The 15,909-nt window shown below is 41.2% G+C and carries 19 protein-coding genes; 8 read left to right on the top strand and 11 right to left on the bottom strand.

Annotated features, from left to right (window positions below; genetic code table 11):
- From flgE to flgL, 8 genes are all read left to right on the top strand, one after another.
- The gene (gene flgE / locus ABN236_RS09740; protein WP_349473898.1) at positions 1-1,227 is read left to right on the top strand and encodes a flagellar hook protein FlgE; all 1,227 of its coding nucleotides are present in this window, start codon (positions 1-3) and stop codon (positions 1,225-1,227) included.
- 21 nt (positions 1,228-1,248) lie between these two features.
- Positions 1,249-2,004, top strand: coding sequence for a flagellar basal body rod protein FlgF (locus tag ABN236_RS09735; protein ID WP_088495218.1), 756 nt, complete (start codon positions 1,249-1,251; stop codon positions 2,002-2,004).
- 19 nt (positions 2,005-2,023) lie between these two features.
- Positions 2,024-2,806 (top strand): flagellar basal-body rod protein FlgG, encoded by a 783-nt coding sequence (flgG, locus tag ABN236_RS09730; protein WP_088495219.1) that lies wholly within the window; start codon positions 2,024-2,026, stop codon positions 2,804-2,806.
- Between the two features lie 63 nt (positions 2,807-2,869).
- Positions 2,870-3,613, top strand: a complete 744-nt coding sequence (locus tag ABN236_RS09725) for a flagellar basal body L-ring protein FlgH (RefSeq protein WP_088495220.1) — start codon at positions 2,870-2,872, stop codon at positions 3,611-3,613.
- Between the two features lie 14 nt (positions 3,614-3,627).
- Positions 3,628-4,734: a flagellar basal body P-ring protein FlgI gene (locus ABN236_RS09720; protein ID WP_088495221.1), complete on the top strand. Its 1,107-nt coding sequence runs from the start codon at positions 3,628-3,630 to the stop codon at positions 4,732-4,734.
- Positions 4,734-5,720: a flagellar assembly peptidoglycan hydrolase FlgJ gene (gene flgJ, locus ABN236_RS09715; protein ID WP_088495222.1), complete on the top strand. Its 987-nt coding sequence runs from the start codon at positions 4,734-4,736 to the stop codon at positions 5,718-5,720. The genes ABN236_RS09720 and flgJ overlap by 1 nt, the downstream gene beginning before the upstream one ends.
- Before the next feature lie 117 nt (positions 5,721-5,837).
- Positions 5,838-7,481 carry a flagellar hook-associated protein FlgK gene (gene flgK / locus ABN236_RS09710; protein ID WP_349473897.1) on the top strand — a complete coding sequence of 548 codons (1,644 nt, stop codon included), beginning with the start codon at positions 5,838-5,840 and terminating at the stop codon, positions 7,479-7,481.
- Positions 7,482-7,512: 31 nt separating this feature from the next.
- Positions 7,513-8,457, top strand: coding sequence for a flagellar hook-associated protein FlgL (flgL, locus tag ABN236_RS09705; protein WP_156733628.1), 945 nt, complete (start codon positions 7,513-7,515; stop codon positions 8,455-8,457).
- A gap of 64 nt (positions 8,458-8,521) precedes the next feature.
- Here flgL and ABN236_RS09700 read toward each other — a convergent pair whose 3' ends face one another.
- The 11 genes from ABN236_RS09700 to fliJ all read right to left on the bottom strand — a co-directional run bounded on the left by ABN236_RS09700 (position 8,522) and on the right by fliJ (position 15,904).
- Positions 8,522-8,899, bottom strand: coding sequence for a hypothetical protein (locus tag ABN236_RS09700; RefSeq protein WP_088495225.1), 378 nt, complete (start codon positions 8,897-8,899; stop codon positions 8,522-8,524).
- Between the two features lie 58 nt (positions 8,900-8,957).
- Entirely contained in the window at positions 8,958-9,554 is a 597-nt protein-coding gene (locus tag ABN236_RS09695) for a hypothetical protein (protein WP_349473896.1), read from the bottom strand.
- A 113-nt stretch (positions 9,555-9,667) separates the two neighbouring features.
- Positions 9,668-10,450: a flagellar biosynthetic protein FliR gene (gene fliR, locus ABN236_RS09690; protein WP_088495227.1), complete on the bottom strand. Its 783-nt coding sequence runs from the start codon at positions 10,448-10,450 to the stop codon at positions 9,668-9,670.
- Positions 10,451-10,455: 5 nt separating this feature from the next.
- Positions 10,456-10,725 (bottom strand): flagellar biosynthesis protein FliQ, encoded by a 270-nt coding sequence (fliQ, locus tag ABN236_RS09685; protein WP_069367481.1) that lies wholly within the window; start codon positions 10,723-10,725, stop codon positions 10,456-10,458.
- Between the two features lie 15 nt (positions 10,726-10,740).
- The gene (gene fliP, locus ABN236_RS09680; RefSeq protein WP_023581828.1) at positions 10,741-11,511 is read right to left on the bottom strand and encodes a flagellar type III secretion system pore protein FliP; all 771 of its coding nucleotides are present in this window, start codon (positions 11,509-11,511) and stop codon (positions 10,741-10,743) included.
- Entirely contained in the window at positions 11,511-11,957 is a 447-nt protein-coding gene (fliO, locus tag ABN236_RS09675; protein ID WP_023581829.1) for a flagellar biosynthetic protein FliO, read from the bottom strand. Before fliO ends, fliP begins: the two co-directional genes overlap by 1 nt.
- Positions 11,958-11,960: 3 nt before the next feature.
- Positions 11,961-12,371, bottom strand: coding sequence for a flagellar motor switch protein FliN (gene fliN, locus ABN236_RS09670; protein WP_023581830.1), 411 nt, complete (start codon positions 12,369-12,371; stop codon positions 11,961-11,963).
- Positions 12,364-13,392 carry a flagellar motor switch protein FliM gene (gene fliM, locus ABN236_RS09665; protein WP_088495228.1) on the bottom strand — a complete coding sequence of 343 codons (1,029 nt, stop codon included), beginning with the start codon at positions 13,390-13,392 and terminating at the stop codon, positions 12,364-12,366. Before fliM ends, fliN begins: the two co-directional genes overlap by 8 nt.
- Positions 13,393-13,397: 5 nt before the next feature.
- Positions 13,398-13,880, bottom strand: a complete 483-nt coding sequence (gene fliL, locus ABN236_RS09660; RefSeq protein WP_006533151.1) for a flagellar basal body-associated protein FliL — start codon at positions 13,878-13,880, stop codon at positions 13,398-13,400.
- Positions 13,881-14,057: 177 nt separating this feature from the next.
- Positions 14,058-15,458: a flagellar hook-length control protein FliK gene (locus ABN236_RS09655; protein WP_349473895.1), complete on the bottom strand. Its 1,401-nt coding sequence runs from the start codon at positions 15,456-15,458 to the stop codon at positions 14,058-14,060.
- Entirely contained in the window at positions 15,458-15,904 is a 447-nt protein-coding gene (fliJ, locus tag ABN236_RS09650) for a flagellar export protein FliJ (protein WP_006533149.1), read from the bottom strand. The genes ABN236_RS09655 and fliJ overlap by 1 nt, the downstream gene beginning before the upstream one ends.
- Positions 15,905-15,909: the final 5 nt, after the last annotated feature.

Here is a 15,909-nt window from a genome sequence, read left to right as displayed (position 1 = left end):
ATGTCCTTTTCACAAGCAGTAAGTGGTTTAAACGCAGCAGCCGCTAACTTAGATACTATCGGTAACAATATTTCTAACTCCGCAACCTACGGTTTTAAAGGTGCAAACGTTTCTTTTGCTGACGTTTTTGCCGGTTCAGGTGCAGGTCTGGGTGTTAAAGTTGCAGGTATTAGTCAAAACTTTAAAGACGGTAGTATCACTACCACTAACCGTCCAACAGACGTAGCGATTTCTGGCGGTGGTTTTTTCCGTATTGAAGATCAAAACGGTGGGGTTTTCTATTCACGTAACGGTGAATTTGGTAAAAATAAAGATGGTTTCCTGACCAATATGCAAGGTATGCGTGTAACAGGTTATCCAGTACAAGTTGTTGATGGTAAAAATGTTGTTCAAAAAGGGGCGACACCAACACCTATCGTTATTCCTACCGATATGATGAACGCCAGTGCAACAGACAAAATCAATATGGCGGTTAACCTGAATTCAGGTGAAGAGAAACCCGCTAAAGCGCCATTTGATTCTAAAGATGGCGACACTTATAACTTCAGTACTAACGTTACCACTTACGATAGCTTAGGTAATGAACATAACCTGAACTTATTCTTTGTAAAAACTAGTGACAATGAATGGAAAGTTTATGGGCAAGATACCTCAACTAAAACAGCAGGTGGTGCGCCAACTCCTCATCAAGATTTAGGCACTTTAAAATATACCAATGCAGGGGTGCTAGAGAGTTATACAAAGACCGATATGAATATTGCCTCTTTAAATGGCTCTGCGGCAGGTACTATTGAACTGGACTTCACCGGCAGTACTCAGCAAAAAGTTTCTGAGTCGAGCGTATCTAAATTAGCGCAAAACGGTTACCAAGCGGGTGAATTCACCAACTTCCGTATTGAGCAAGATGGCTCAATCATGGCGACCTACTCAAACCAACAAAGCCAAGTTGTTGGTCAAATCGCATTAGCTAACTTTGCAAACGCGGGCGGTTTAAGCTCACAAGGCGACAACATGTGGTCTGAAACTAACGGTTCAGGTTCACCAATTGTCGGTGTTGCAGGCTCTGGTGTATTCGGCAAATTAACTAACAACGCATTAGAAGCGTCTAACGTTGATATGAGCCAAGAGTTAGTCAACATGATCGTTGCTCAACGTAACTATCAATCAAACGCACAAACCATCAAGACTCAGGATCAGATCCTGCAGACTCTGGTTAGCTTGCGCTAATAACGCCGGAAATAATCTGTTATGGATCATGTGATTTATACCGCGATGGGCGGCGCCAGACATTCGATGGAAAATCAAGCTGTCGTGGCGAACAACTTAGCAAACGCATCAACGCCGGGATTCAAAGCGCAGCTTAGTGCAATGCGAGCCGTACCTGTCAATGGCGATACCTTACCGACTCGTACATTAACGGTAGCATCAACGCCAGGTAGCGATCAGAGTCAAGGAACGATGAACTATACCGGCAGGTCAATGGACGTTGCTTTAAGTGATAACGGCTATTTAGCGGTTCAACTTGAAGATGGCACAGAAGCCTATACCCGAAACGGGAATATCCAACGTAACGCTGACGGCATGTTGATGGTACAAGGGCGTTTGTTAATGGGCGATAACGGTGCAATTGAAGTACCAGCTCAAGCAAATGTCAGTATTGCCAATAACGGTATTGTGACTGCGCATGTACCGACTGATCCACCCAAAATGCTGGGTCAAATTGGTCGTCTGAAAATGGTAAAACCAGAGCAAAACGATTTAGTTCGTGGCGATGATGGTTTATTCCATTTATCTCAGCAAGGAACAGTGCGAGCGGGTGAACAATTACCTGCTGATGATAGCGTGAAGGTGTTAGCTGGTGTGTTAGAAGGCAGTAATGTTAATCCAGCAGAAGCCATGGTCGATATGATAGCAAACGCAAGACGTTTCGAAATGCAAATGAAGGTTATTCATAGCGCTGATGATAATGCGCAACGAGCTAACCAATTGCTATCACTGAGTTAAATAGTGTAAGGGGAAAACCATGATCCGTTCTTTATGGATTGCTAAAACTGGGTTGGATGCACAACAGACAAACATGGATGTGATTTCCAACAACCTCGCGAACGTCAGCACCAATGGTTTTAAACGCCAACGTGCGGTTTTCGAAGATTTACTGTATCAAACAATTCGTCAACCGGGTGCAATGACATCAGAACAGACGAATGCGCCGTCAGGTTTACAAATTGGTACAGGTGTTCGTCCTGTTGCGACTGAGCGTTTACACAGCCAAGGTAACTTAGCGCCAACAAACGGAACACGTGATGTGGCGATTAAAGGACAGGGTTTCTTCCATGTTCAGTTACCCGATGGTACAGACGCTTATACCCGTGATGGTGCATTCCAAATGGACCAAAATGGACAATTAGTGACAACCAGTGGTTTCCAAGTTGTGCCGGCAATTATTCTGCCTGAAACTGCGAAAAAGGTCATGATTGGTCGTGATGGTACTGTTAGTGTTGAGATTGAAGGTGATCCGGCACCACAACAAGTGGGTCAATTGACACTAACAACCTTTATTAATGACAGCGGATTAGAAAGTGTTGGTGAAAACTTGTACTTAGAAACCGCAAGTTCTGGCGCACCAACTGAAAATGCCCCAGGTATCAACGGCGCAGGCTTGTTGTATCAGGGATATGTTGAAACCTCTAACGTTAACGTAGCTGAAGAGCTGGTCAATATGATCCAGACTCAACGTGCTTATGAAATTAACAGTAAAGCGATTTCAACATCTGATCAGATGTTACAGAAACTAACGCAACTCTAATTTCGTTTGTTCATTAGCCTGACAGGGTTTCCTGTCAGGCGTATTACTAAAAGAGTATCGAAGATGGATACAAAGGTCATTACTGACAATTCTGGGGCAAGAAAGCTTAGTGTCAGATGGCGTCGTCATCAACGTTTAGGTACCGCCCTGTTGGTACTGACACTGTCGGGATGCGCATATATACCCAAAAAACCGTTAGTAGAAGGTAACACAACGGCGGTTCCAACGGCACCGACTGCACCGGCACCCAATGGCTCTATTTTTCAGGCAACTCAGCCTGTTTATTTTGGCTATCAACCTTTATTTGAAGATAGACGTCCTCGAAATATAGGCGATACGCTGACTATTACATTGCAAGAGAATGTCAGTGCAAGCAAAAACTCATCTGCAAATGCCAGCCGTAATGGTAAAGCAGGATTCCTTGCTGCGATTACACCGGGATTCTTGGAAGGGGTGTTTGGTAATAAACGTACCGATATGAGTATGGAAGGAAATAGTGACTTTGGCGGTAAAGGTGGCGCAAATGCGAACAATACCTTTAAAGGCACCATTACTGTTACCGTCGATCAGCTTCTTGCCAATGGAAACCTGCACGTTATTGGTGAAAAGCAAATTGCTATCAATCAAGGTACTGAATTTATCCGTTTTTCAGGTGTTGTGAACCCAAGAACCATCAGTGGTACTAATACCGTAAATTCAACCCAAGTTGCTGATGCTCGTATTGAATATATCGGAGACGGTTATATCAATGAAGCACAGTCTATGGGATGGCTACAACGCTTCTTCTTAAATGTATCACCTTTTTAATGAGTAGGGTCCAGATGAAAAAAATAGCGATGAGCCTTTTCTTTATCGTGATGACATGTGTCGGTTTTTCCGCTCATGCCGAACGGATCAGAGATCTCACCTCTGTTGAAGGGGTAAGAGAAAATGCGCTGATTGGTTATGGTTTGGTCGTGGGATTAGATGGAACGGGTGACCAAACAATGCAAACCCCGTTTACCACGCAAAGTCTGAATAACATGCTCTCACAATTGGGGATCACAGTACCACCCGGCACCAATATGCAGTTGAAAAACGTTGCTGCGGTAATGGTAACTGCCAAATTACCGCCTTTTGGTCGTACAGGGCAATCAATCGATATCGTTGTTTCATCCTTAGGTAATGCAAAAAGCTTACGTGGTGGTACGTTGCTGATGACACCATTAAAAGGTGTTGATAATCAGGTTTATGCTTTAGCACAAGGCAATATTATTGTCGGGGGAGCAGGTGCATCTGCGGGTGGTAATAGCGTTAAAGTTAACCAGCTAGCAGGTGGACGCATTAGTAATGGTGCTATTATTGAACGTGAGTTACCTTCGCAATTTGGCCAAACAGGTCTGCTAAACCTACAACTGAATGAAGAAAACTTCACGTTGGCACAACACATCTCTGACACTGTTAATAAATTACGAGGTGTGGGTACCGCTATTCCTTTAGATGCGCGTACAGTTCAATTACGTGTTCCTATTGGTAAAAGTGAACAAGTACGTTTCTTGGCTGAAGTACAGAATCTTGAAATTAAACGTGTTGTTGCAGATGCGAAAGTGATCATCAATGCAAGAACGGGTTCTGTTGTTATGAATCGTGATGTGACATTAGGAAGCTGTGCGATTGCTCAAGGTAACCTTTCCGTTACGGTTGATAGCCAAGTGAATGTAAGCCAACCTAATACTCCGTTTGCGGGTGGTAGTACTGTTGTAACGCGTAATACTAGCGTAAATATGAGTGAACAAGGTGGCTCATTACAGCAAGTGAATGCAAGCGCAAGCTTAAACGAAGTGATCCGCACATTAAATGCACTGGGTGCAACACCAACAGATTTAATGTCAATTTTGCAAGCAATGGAAAGCGCGGGTTGCTTACGTGCGAGATTGGAGATTATCTGATGAAAGATTTATCTCTGCTTTCTTCGATGCCGACGATGTCAGCGCCGGCATATGACAGTAATGCATTGAATAAACTCAAATATCAGGTTGGACAAAATGCTGATCAGCAAGGGCTGCGCCAAGTGGCGCAGCAACTTGAAGGCGTTTTCGTTCAAATGATGTTAAAAAGCATGCGTGATGCTATTCCTCAAGAAAGCATGTTCAACTCAGAAAGTACCAAGATGTACACCTCTCTTTATGATCAACAAATCGCTCAAGACTTATCACAAAAAGGCTTGGGCTTTGCTGACATGATAGAAAAACAACTTTCTGCCAAAGTCACGATGGACCCTAGCGAAATGGCGGGTAAAACACCAATGCCATTAGATGGTAGTGATATTTTTCAATCCATGCCAACACAAGCCTTGGGGCAAATTTATCGTGCTATGCAGCCTTATCAAAATGCAGTTGAAAGCACGATTGGTAAGCTTAAAGGCTTATCTGAAAGTAGTGCTTCTTTTGCATCAAAACTGTTAGGACCTGCGAAACAAGCCACAGAAGGTACTGGTGTACACCATCTTTTAGTTGTTGCTCAAGCCGCACTCGAATCAGGTTGGGGTAAGCGTGAAATTCTAACCGGTGACGGTAAACCAAGTTATAACCTGTTTGGTATCAAAGCAGGAAGTAGCTGGAAAGGGCCTGTCACGAATATCATGACAACCGAAGTGATTGATGGTAATTCGATTAAAATGCGTGATAATTTCCGCGTTTACGGCTCTTATGTTGAAGCTATTCAAGATTACCTCAGACTTATCACTGAAAGCCCTCGTTACGCCAAAGTACCTCAAGCTCAAACCCCGGAGCAAGCGGCTTACCGTATTCAAGAAGCGGGTTATGCCACCGATCCAGGTTATGCGAAAAAACTGGTTTCAATTATTGGTCAATTAAAAGGAAGTGGTGAGCAAGTTGCTAAAACTTATACTCACGATTTAAGCGACCTATTTTAATTATTTTCCCCTCAAGTTTAGAGGGGAAGTACCGATAATAAAGACCAGAGCATCCATTCAACTTGCCAGCTATGCTCCGTGCATACGGGTGATGACTAAACGTAAAAGGATAGACAAATGTCCAACAGTTTAATTAATACAGCGATGAGCGGACTTAATGCGGCACAAGCTGCGATGAGCACTGTGAGTAATAATATCGCTAACCAAAATGTAAAATGGTACAACCGCCAAATGACTGTTTTTAATGAAAACAGCGGCACAATGACCGGTAATGGTTATATCGGTAATGGTGTTAATGTTAGTCGTATTCATCGTGAGTATAACGAATTCCTTGCAGGTCAAATGAACCGTGCAATGTCAAAACAAAGCGCACTTAATAGCTATACCCAAAATATCTCACAAATTAATGATTTGTTAGCAGATAAAGGGAATGACGTTTCAAGTGCTATTGACGAATTTTTTACCAGCTTACCCAACGTGACCAATAATGCAGAAGATAATCCTGCACGTACAACGGTTATTGGTAAAGCGGAAGCAATGGTTAATATGTTTGCTAAAGCAGACCAATCATTGCGTGATCTAGAAAAAGATATTAATAGTCAGGTGACTAACACCTCTAAAAATATCAATGAATATACAAAACAGATCGCAAAACTAAATAACGAAATTAGTCGTTCTAAAGGCTTTAATGGTGCTGATCCTAACGACTTATTAGACCAACGTGATCGTTTAATTCAAGAACTAAACACACTGGTTGATGTTCAAGTAACTCAACAAGACGGCGGTTTTGTTAACGTCACATTTGCTAATGGTTTGCCATTAGTATCTGGTACTCGCTCTTATGAAGTTTCTGCTGTTCCATCAAGCAAAAATAGCGAACGCCTTGTTATTGGTTATAGCAACGGCATTGATGAAGTTCGTGAAGTGGATGCAAAACGTATTAAAGGTGGCGAACTTGGCGGTGCATATCGTAGCCGTGAAGAAGTGTTAGATCCAAGTCGTAACCAATTAAATCAATTAGCGTTAGTGTTGGGTGATCAATTTAATAAGCAACACGAGCAAGGTTTTGATTTAAATGGCGACAAAGGTGAAAAATTCTTCGACCTTGGTGGCGCTCATGTTATGCCTAACGGTAAAAATAAAGGTGATGCTAATTTTGCTGTTGAATATGCAGATACGAAACAAGTTAAAGCAGCCGAATATACAGTTAGGTATGAAAGTGGCAAATGGAACGTCACTGTAGAACCAGGTAATCGTAAATTTGAAGCGATTCCTGATGCTACAACAGGTGAATTGAAATTCGAAGGCATGAATATCAAGGTCAATGGTACAGCACAAGAAGGTGATTCTATTGTTGTTCAATCTGTAGGTAATGTGATTGCAGATATGAAAGTTGCGGTAACTGATCCTAGTAAAATTGCGGCTGCTGGCTCGAAAGATACGGGCCCAAGTGACAACGAAAACATGAAAAAATTGTTTGAGTTACCTGATGAAAAAATTATTGATGGTAAAACAACCATTGCAGGTGGTTATGGTTCACTGATCAGTATGGTTGGTAATAAAGTGAATACCGCACAAGTTGACTTCGATGCTCAGGTTTCTATCACTAAAAGTATTATAGAACAACAACAGTCTGTTTCTGGTGTGAACTTGGATGAAGAATACGGTGAGATGTATCGCATTCAAGAATACTACATGGCAAATGCAAAAGTGATTCAAACGGCAAACAGTATGTTTGATGCGATTATGCAAGTTTTCTAAGTAACCCTTCATCAGAATAAGGAATATCACTGTGCGTTTAAGTTCAAATCAAATTTTTAGCCAGCGTGTGGACAATATCACCAGTTCACAAAGCAAATGGATGACTGAAGGAAATAAAATCTCCAGTGGTCGTCGTGTTGAAAAACCATCAGATGATCCAATGGCGGCTTCTCAAGCGGTAATGGTTAAACAATCTGAATCTCGTAACCAGCAGTATGCGACAGCGCGTGGATTTGCAAAAAACAGTATGTCTTTGCAAATGAGCTTAGCAAGCCAAATGGTCAATATCACGACTAAAATCCAAGAAACACTGGTTGCAGCGGGTAACGATGCGACATTAAGTGATGAAGACCGTTCTTCTCTTGCTGATCAATTAGAAGGTTTAAAAGATCAGTTAGTGGGTATTGGTAACACAAAAGATGGTGTTGGCCGTTATATTTTTGCTGGCTTCCAATCAGATAAACCACCTTTTGTGGCTGATGCAACAGGCAAAATCACCTATCAAGGTGGTGATAAGCAAATTACCCAAAAAGTAGATAGTAATATTGAAATGGTCACTAACTTTACAGGGATCGAAACATTACAATCTTCAGGTAGTAAAGGGACTGCTCCAGATATTTTTGAAGCATTAGATGGTGCTATCACTGCGTTACGTGAACCTTTAACAGGTAAACCACAAGCAGATCGTGATGCAGCATTAGAAAAAATTGATGAAGCAAACCGTGTTAACCGTGCAACGTTAAATAACATTTCAAGTGTAGAAGCTAAATTAGGTTTACAACTTCAAGAGCTTGATAACTTAGATGATTTAGGTGCGGATACTTCTTTAAGAAATGCAAAGCGTTTAAGTGAACTGCGTGACTTAGATTGGACACAAGCGATTTCAGATTATTACCAAGAAGAGTCTGTATTACAGGCTTCTTATAAAGTCTTTAACGACATGAAAGATATGTCGATGTTCAAAATGTATCGCTAATTATTTAGTATCGTCTTAAGATATTTTGATATCACCCCTGGTATTTATTTATCAGGGGATTTTTTTATTTAATGTAAGCACCAGCCATAACATTATGTTTTTTTTCTAGCTGAGTATCTGCATTCCAGTTGGGGCGATTAGAATTTTGTTTAACTGATTCAGTTATTTTTTGCTTAATTTTACTAGGTGTAATATTGCGTAATTGAGCCACTAAAATATATTTTCTTGCTGCACTTTCAATCGTTTTTTTTGCCGACTCTGTTAAGGCAATACCATTATCTTCGCTCTTTTGTAAGTTAGCTTTGATCATGAAATCAAGTATTTCTTCATATTCGCTTTGGATTGATGCTTGATGCATAACGGTTAATAGTTGTTCGTGTGGAGATGTGTCTGAGCTTTTATTTTTATAGTGCTTAGTTTTGGATGATTTATTTATATTCATATCGCCTCCTAACTTACATTCTTACTATTCCTGTATATCTTAATTGATTAATAATCGTTCAGCCAGTCCGAGTGTTTAATATTTTGCTCATAAGTTTTGCTCGTGGCTTATTGTTTCTTTTTTGTCGTGCTTTATCCGTTGAAGTTAGTTCATATCCTTGAGCCATATATTGAGCTATAAGCCCTTTGGCTGGGCGGCTGATACAGACTTGTTGAATGTTGTATTCGGAAGCAAAACTTTCAGCAATAATTAATGCAATAGGCAATATATAGCCTGAGAGAGGGTGTTCATTAGGATTACCTTCCAAATAACGTAATGTTACATTTAATCGTTTTTTAGAACGCTTCGCTAGCATTAATCCACATAAAATATCACAACATCGAATGGTAATATCAATTCTTTTAGTTTGGCGAGAACGAGTATGAGACCAATCAAACTCTATCCAATCACGTTTATTAGATTTTCGCCAATTATTAATAACTTCCTGTGAATCTTCATAATAAATACGATCTAATTTTATTTCACTTACAGGAAGAATATGACCAAAATTAGTTGTAATGGTAATTATTGCATTATTAATAGCTAAGGCTCGTATTAATTCATGTTCTAATTTCTTATTATCTAGGTCTATATTGTTATGGTATGTATTATTCAAAGCTATATTTCCCTATTAAGAAAACTCAACTAGACTAATCTTAAAGAAAAATGCCTTTCAATGCATTAGTTTTATTTATGCATTGTACGGGAATAGGTAAGTCGATTTAAATCTCAAGAAACCAGCTGTTGTAATATTAAAGTGATGCGATTAAACGTATCGCTAAAGACGCGCTCTGTAAATACAGGTAATGCAGGCATAATCATGGATAATGCTAACATACCGATAGTCAGCGTAAGAGGGAAACCAACCACAAAGACAGAAAGCTGTGGTGTCATACGGTTTAAAATACCTAATGAAAGGTTAAGTACCAAAAGTAGGGTGATTAATGGCATGGCTAGCATCATACCGTTAATAAAGATTGTGCCGCCACTTTGAACTAAAGTAAGAATACCTAAAGAGTTAAAGGTCTGATTTCCAATAGGAACAACATAGAACGTATCAACTAATATAGACAATAGCCATAAATGACCATCAAAGACCATAAATAACAGCATTGTTAGCATGTTAAAGATACGTGCCAAAATAGGCATGTTAGGGCCACCTGATGGATCGACGAAGGTGGCGAATGAAAGCCCCATCTGTAAACCAATCACTTCACCGGCATGGCGAACAGAAGCGAACGCCAACTGCATCGATAACCCTAGAATTGTGCCAATCAAAATTTGTTGCAATAGCACCCAAAAGGCAATAAGCGAGAATAAAGGTACATTACTTTGGGGTAAGCCCGGTGCAACTAATGCGGTAATCAAAAAGGCGAGTGCAATGCGAAATTTTTTAGGTGTTTGTCTTTCACTAAATAGCGGTGCAGTGCTAAAAAGGGCGAGTATACGCACAAATGGCCAGAAAAAATCACTAATGTAGCCGTTAAGCATTTCACTGGTCAGGGTTATCATTGCTATTAACCAATCATCCCTGGAATGCCAGTAAATAAGTTATGCATATAATCGACCAGTAAACTTAACATCCAAGGGCCAGCAACTAAAATCGCCGCTAATACAGCAAGAATTTTTGGGATAAATGATAATGTCATTTCGTTTATCTGTGTTGCAGCTTGGAGCATACTGATCACAAGACCCGTCACCAGAGCGGATAATAAAAGAGGGCCTGCTAGTGATAAAGCGATTTTCATCGCTTCAGTACCTAGTGCTAAGACGGATTCTGGTGTCATGGGGTTACCTCTGCGCTAATTGAAAAAGCTTTGTGCAAGCGAGCCTAATATTAATTGCCAACCATCGACTAAAACAAACAGCATAAGTTTAAATGGCAACGAAACTGTGGCAGGTGGCACCATCATCATACCTAGCGCCATCAACACACTGGCAACAACTAAGTCGATAATAAGAAAAGGAATAAAAATCATAAAACCGATCTGGAAGGCGGTTTTTAGCTCACTCGTAATATAAGCGGGCACCAAAATACGCATTGGTACACTTTCGCGAGTTTCAAACGCAGGTGCATCGGCAAGGCGAGCAAATAGAGCTAAGTCAGTTTCACGAGTTTGTTGCATCATAAACTGGCGTAAAGGCTTAGAGCCATTTTCTAAGGCTTGCTCAAAGGTAATTTGATCTTCAGTAAATGGCATATAGGCATCTTGATAAATTTTATCAAAAACCGGTGCCATAATGAAAAAGGTCATAAATAACGCCAAACCAAGAACGACTTGGTTTGGTGGTGCAGAAGGTGTACCTAAAGCATTACGTAATAATCCAAGGACAATAATAATGCGGGTAAAACTCGTCATCATCAGCAAAACAGCAGGAATAAACCCTAAAGCTGTAATGAAGATTAATGTTTGAACTGGCAATGACCAACTTTGGCCACCACCCGGTAAAGGCTGTGTAATAACGCCCGGAAATTGGGCAAACGCACTGCTAGGTAACAAGATTAAAACCAGCACACTAGCGAAGAGACGCCAACGCTTTAATGCGTTAAAAAAAGTGACACACTGATGCATTATGAGTTGCCTTTATCTCGCTTTAGCGTTTTTTGTAATATTTGAGTAAACAATGGCGATGTTGGTGATGAGGTCGCTTCCTGCGAGGCTTTATCAGGGACGGGTAATTTATGCAACAGATTTACCTGTGATGCAGTTACCCCTAATACGAGCCATTCCTGTTCAATTTCAACAACCACCACACGTTCTTTCGCACCTAATGAACAACTTGCTTTGACGCTAAGTTGTGCTGTTGTTCCTTTAAATGAGCCACGGGTAAAGCCAAAACGGCGAAATAACCACATAGCAACAATAATAAGAACGATGATGCCTGCAAGTGCTGTGCTAACTTGAGCAAGGCTTTGACCCACAGGCAACGGTTGTGTAGGTGTTTGAACAGTTTGTGTTGTAGCGGGTGCGGTAGTATTTACCGCACCTTGGCTGGAAAAGGAAGGAAGCTGTTCCATAGATTAACGGCTCAGACGGCGCATACGTTCTGATGGTGTAATGATATCGGTAATGCGAATACCGTATTTATCAGAAACAACCACAACTTCACCTTGAGCGATTAAATAGCCATTGATAAGAATATCAAGAGGCTCACCAGCTAAACCATCCAGTGAAACGACAGAACCTTGTGACAGGCTAAGTAATTTTTTAATGGTCATTTTGGTGCGACCTAACTCTACTGTTAATTTGACTGGAATATCCATAATCAAATTGATGTCAGAGAGATGATTCAGTGCATCGTCTTCAGGTAAAAGATGTTCAAATAGATCGGAACTATTATCCTGGCTTTTCCCAGTTTGCTGTTCCATTGCATCAGCCCACATATCCTCAGCCGATTGTGAATTATCAGTTGGGCGATTTGCATCACTCATTGGTTTGTTCCTCATCCAGAGCGTTTAAAACAGGGTTAATTAGGTGTTCAACACGAAGGGCATATTGCCCATTTACTGTACCGTATTGGCTTGTTAATACGGGCACACCATCAACATGTGCAATCAATCTTTCTGGTTTATCAATCGGGATAACATCCCCTTCTTTAAGTGTTAACACTTTTGATAAACGCAGTGGGATGTCAGTAAAGTTTGCGACCAGTTCAAGCTCTGAATGCTGAACTTGGTTGACTAAACTATCTAACCAAACCCCATCTTCTTGACGAACATTTTCAATTGGTGGATTGATCAGTCGTTCACGTAATGGTTCAATCATGGCAAATGGGATACAAATACTAAATTCCCCAACCATTGAGCCAATTTCTACTTGAAAAGGTGTCGTAACAACAATGTCATTCGGTGATGAGGTGATATTGGTAAATTTCACCTGCATTTCAGAACGAACATATTCCACCTGAATTTTGAATATGGAATCCCAAGCATCACGGTAGGCATCAAGTGCCAGTTTCAACATTTTGTTGATGATCCGCTGCTCTGTGTTGGTAAATTCACGTCCTTCCACAGGGATTGGAAAACGGCCATCACCACCAAACAGGTTATCTACCGCGATATAAACCAGATTTGGTTCAAAGGTAAATAATGCTGTCCCTCGTAACGGTTTTAAATGCACCAAGTTAAGGTTCGTTGGCACAGGTAAGTTACGAGCAAAGTCGTGATAAGGGTGAATTTTAACGCCACCAACAGTAATATCAGGACTCCGACGGAGCATATTAAACAGCCCCATACGGAATTGACGTGCAAAGCGTTCGTTAATAATTTCTAACGACTGTAAACGTTCTCGAACCACACGACGTTGCGTGTTGGGGTCATAAGGCTGAATATCCGGTTCATTCGGATCCTTCGCTATCGCAGGTTCCCTGTTCGCGCTTTTGGCGTCGTCACCTGATGTATCATCATTCAGCAGAGCATCAATCTCTGCCTGTGAAAGGATATTATCGCTCATAATGATTATCGCAGAATAAACGTGGTAAACAGTACATCGGAGAGGATCTGTTCAGATTCTCCCGGTACGAGAGTCGGTCTCAGCGTTTCTTTTACATCCGTCATTAGCTGGAGTTTTCCATTGTCTGTCGCGAGCTTATTAGCCTGTTGACGAGAAAGCAGTAATAACAAGCGGCTACGAACCTCAGGTAAATAATCATGTAGACGCTTACGAGTGTCTTCATTATGCAATCTTAATGTGATCCCTATGTAGAGCACTCTGTCTAAGTGTTCTTCGTCATCAATTAGATTTACCGTAAAGGGTTCTAATGACATAAAAACGGGTGCTGGTATAACTTTTTGCTGACTAGTGCCCGCTGAACCTGATTTAGCATGCTTCAATGCCCACCAACTATATCCACCGAATGCCGCTGCAATAATGGCGATCACCAATAATACGATGATCAGAATTAAGCTATAGCTTTTACGTTCATTGCTGTAATTAGACATGGACAGTTAAATTCCTGTTTTGTAGTGGATACGTGTTCACTGTTGTGGACTTCCATATCCATCTAAATCAACCTTAATTATCCCGCTATTTCTGTTTTTTAATTGCAGAAACAGATAGGGAAAAAACCATTAACTCTTACGTTTATTGACATAGTGTGTCCTCCCAATACATTTGTATTAGGCGAAAATATCAACACCACCACGAGCAGATGCTAATTCTTGAGGCGTAAGGGTTATCTTTTGTAGTGCCGTTTCAGAGGCTAATTGCAGAGAATTACCCTCGCTTCCTTGATGATTATCGGCACCATCTCCACTAAATTGAGAGGAATCTGACATATTTTGTTGTTGCCAACTGTCATTAGTGTCGCTAGACACTTGACTCTGCGTGAGCTGGATCCCATTTTCAGAGAGAGCTTGACGCAATTGATGCATGGCATTTTCTAATACAGAACGAACTTGTCCGTTTTGTGACGCAAGGTGTAACTGCGCTTGCCCATCTTCTATTTTCATGCGGATATGCAATGAACCTAGCTCTTCAGGGTGTAAACGTAGCTCTGCCTTTTGTAAGCCATTACGGCTAAACATCACAATTTGTTGATTAAGTTGTTGTTGCCACTCTTGTGTTCCCACTTGTGCATTTAATACCTGTGTTGCCATTGGTGAAAATTGCATTTGTGGTTGTGCTGAAGAGTGAGCATGACCTGTAATACTTTGTGAAGCCAAAGAAGAGGTAGAAAGGGTGTTGTGAAGATCGGTTTCTACAACACGATTACCGGTCACCATTTGCTGAGCAACATTGTCTGCTAATTTTGCATTTGCAACTTGCTTATCGCCGTTTAGCAATGCATTCACTTTTTCTGCTGTTGGCGTTAAAAGTGTTGCGATGCTATCGACTTTTTTGGCAGAAGGCTTTTCTGTTTGATTAGCACCAACAAGTGTACTTTCTGTTGCTAATGTCGCTGTCTCTGGACGTAGCTGGGTTAACAAGGACTTTTCATCTGATTTTGATAGATTAAGCTTGTCGGTAAGGTTGAAGTCCGACATATCATTATCTTTTGAAATAGTACGTGCTAACGAGGCTAAACCTTCATCACGTTTAACTGATTGAGGCTGTTGTAATGCTTGAGCCAGTTGTTCTGAGGGAAGGGTAAGACGTTTTAATCCAGGTAGTCCTGCTAACTGAACGGGAAGTTCAGCGGCAAGCTCTTCTGCTGACATTAATAAAGAAGAGGTTTTATTTTCAACAATAGCCGCAAATTGTTCATTATCCGGCAAAGTAAGAGTCAATTGAGGTTTCTCAAGAGATGACTCTTCTATCACATTGGGTTCTGTGGTGACAGACGCAAGATGACTACCGTCTTCTTTTGTTTTGTCTTCATCAGAGTGTGAATGTGCTTTGTTTTCTTTCGTTGAAGGGTTTGTGATATTAGCTGTCTTTTTATCACTCTGTGCATTTTGAGGTTGAGAGCCCAAAAGCTGAGCAAATGTCGGGGCATTATCACCGGGCTGACTATTTGAAGCGGATGTCGTTCCCGGAGAGGCTGCAGCGACATCCATGGTCAGAAGCGTTATCTCCATCAAGTTGTTCTCCGTAAAGTACTACGCTGTGCGTACTCGTCCATTTGTTTCTGTTCAATACGATCAAGATGTCGCTTACGGCTATCTTCAGCGCGTTGCTCCAAAGTCTCAAATGCATTGAGTCGTTGCTGTTTTTCTCTCCATTGTTCAGTTGCAAGATCAAGCTGCGCCTGCCAATGTTGAAGTTGTTGTTTATGTTGTTCGATAGTCAATTCGAGCGTTTTGAGAAATTGTTGGTAGTTTTGCCACGATGCTGACGACATCCCCCCTAAATTCAACGTTTCATTTAGACGTACACGGTATTCATCCTGATACCCAATCAACATATTGAGTTGCTGTTCCATTTGTTGATGACTCTGCCGGACCTGAGCCAGTTGAATAGCGGCTTGTTCAGCCGCTGTCTGTGCCAGTTCTCTCAGTGTCACTAAAGGTGACTGCTCCCGCATTGGAA

Source organism: Proteus sp. fly-1013, assembly GCF_040140245.1.
GTDB lineage: Bacteria > Pseudomonadota > Gammaproteobacteria > Enterobacterales > Enterobacteriaceae > Proteus > Proteus mirabilis_B.
This window is presented reverse-complemented; position numbering and strand designations above follow the sequence as displayed.

What these genes read in the sequence shown, in the direction of transcription:
- flgE (WP_349473898.1), top strand. Translation starts at nt 1, where the DNA reads ATGTCCTTTTCACAAGCAGTAAGTGGTTTAAACGCAGCAGCCGCTAAC.
- ABN236_RS09735 (WP_088495218.1), top strand. Translation starts at nt 1,249, where the DNA reads ATGGATCATGTGATTTATACCGCGATGGGCGGCGCCAGACATTCGATG.
- flgG (WP_088495219.1), top strand. Translation starts at nt 2,024, where the DNA reads ATGATCCGTTCTTTATGGATTGCTAAAACTGGGTTGGATGCACAACAG.
- ABN236_RS09725 (WP_088495220.1), top strand. Translation starts at nt 2,870, where the DNA reads ATGGATACAAAGGTCATTACTGACAATTCTGGGGCAAGAAAGCTTAGT.
- ABN236_RS09720 (WP_088495221.1), top strand. Translation starts at nt 3,628, where the DNA reads ATGAAAAAAATAGCGATGAGCCTTTTCTTTATCGTGATGACATGTGTC.
- flgJ (WP_088495222.1), top strand. Translation starts at nt 4,734, where the DNA reads ATGAAAGATTTATCTCTGCTTTCTTCGATGCCGACGATGTCAGCGCCG.
- flgK (WP_349473897.1), top strand. Translation starts at nt 5,838, where the DNA reads ATGTCCAACAGTTTAATTAATACAGCGATGAGCGGACTTAATGCGGCA.
- ABN236_RS09700 (WP_088495225.1), bottom strand. Translation starts at nt 8,899, where the DNA reads ATGAATATAAATAAATCATCCAAAACTAAGCACTATAAAAATAAAAGC.
- fliR (WP_088495227.1), bottom strand. Translation starts at nt 10,450, where the DNA reads ATGATAACCCTGACCAGTGAAATGCTTAACGGCTACATTAGTGATTTT.
- fliQ (WP_069367481.1), bottom strand. Translation starts at nt 10,725, where the DNA reads ATGACACCAGAATCCGTCTTAGCACTAGGTACTGAAGCGATGAAAATC.
- fliP (WP_023581828.1), bottom strand. Translation starts at nt 11,511, where the DNA reads ATGCATCAGTGTGTCACTTTTTTTAACGCATTAAAGCGTTGGCGTCTC.
- fliO (WP_023581829.1), bottom strand. Translation starts at nt 11,957, where the DNA reads ATGGAACAGCTTCCTTCCTTTTCCAGCCAAGGTGCGGTAAATACTACC.
- fliN (WP_023581830.1), bottom strand. Translation starts at nt 12,371, where the DNA reads ATGAGTGATGCAAATCGCCCAACTGATAATTCACAATCGGCTGAGGAT.
- fliM (WP_088495228.1), bottom strand. Translation starts at nt 13,392, where the DNA reads ATGAGCGATAATATCCTTTCACAGGCAGAGATTGATGCTCTGCTGAAT.
- fliL (WP_006533151.1), bottom strand. Translation starts at nt 13,880, where the DNA reads ATGTCTAATTACAGCAATGAACGTAAAAGCTATAGCTTAATTCTGATC.
- ABN236_RS09655 (WP_349473895.1), bottom strand. Translation starts at nt 15,458, where the DNA reads ATGGAGATAACGCTTCTGACCATGGATGTCGCTGCAGCCTCTCCGGGA.
- fliJ (WP_006533149.1), bottom strand. Translation starts at nt 15,904, where the DNA reads ATGCGGGAGCAGTCACCTTTAGTGACACTGAGAGAACTGGCACAGACA.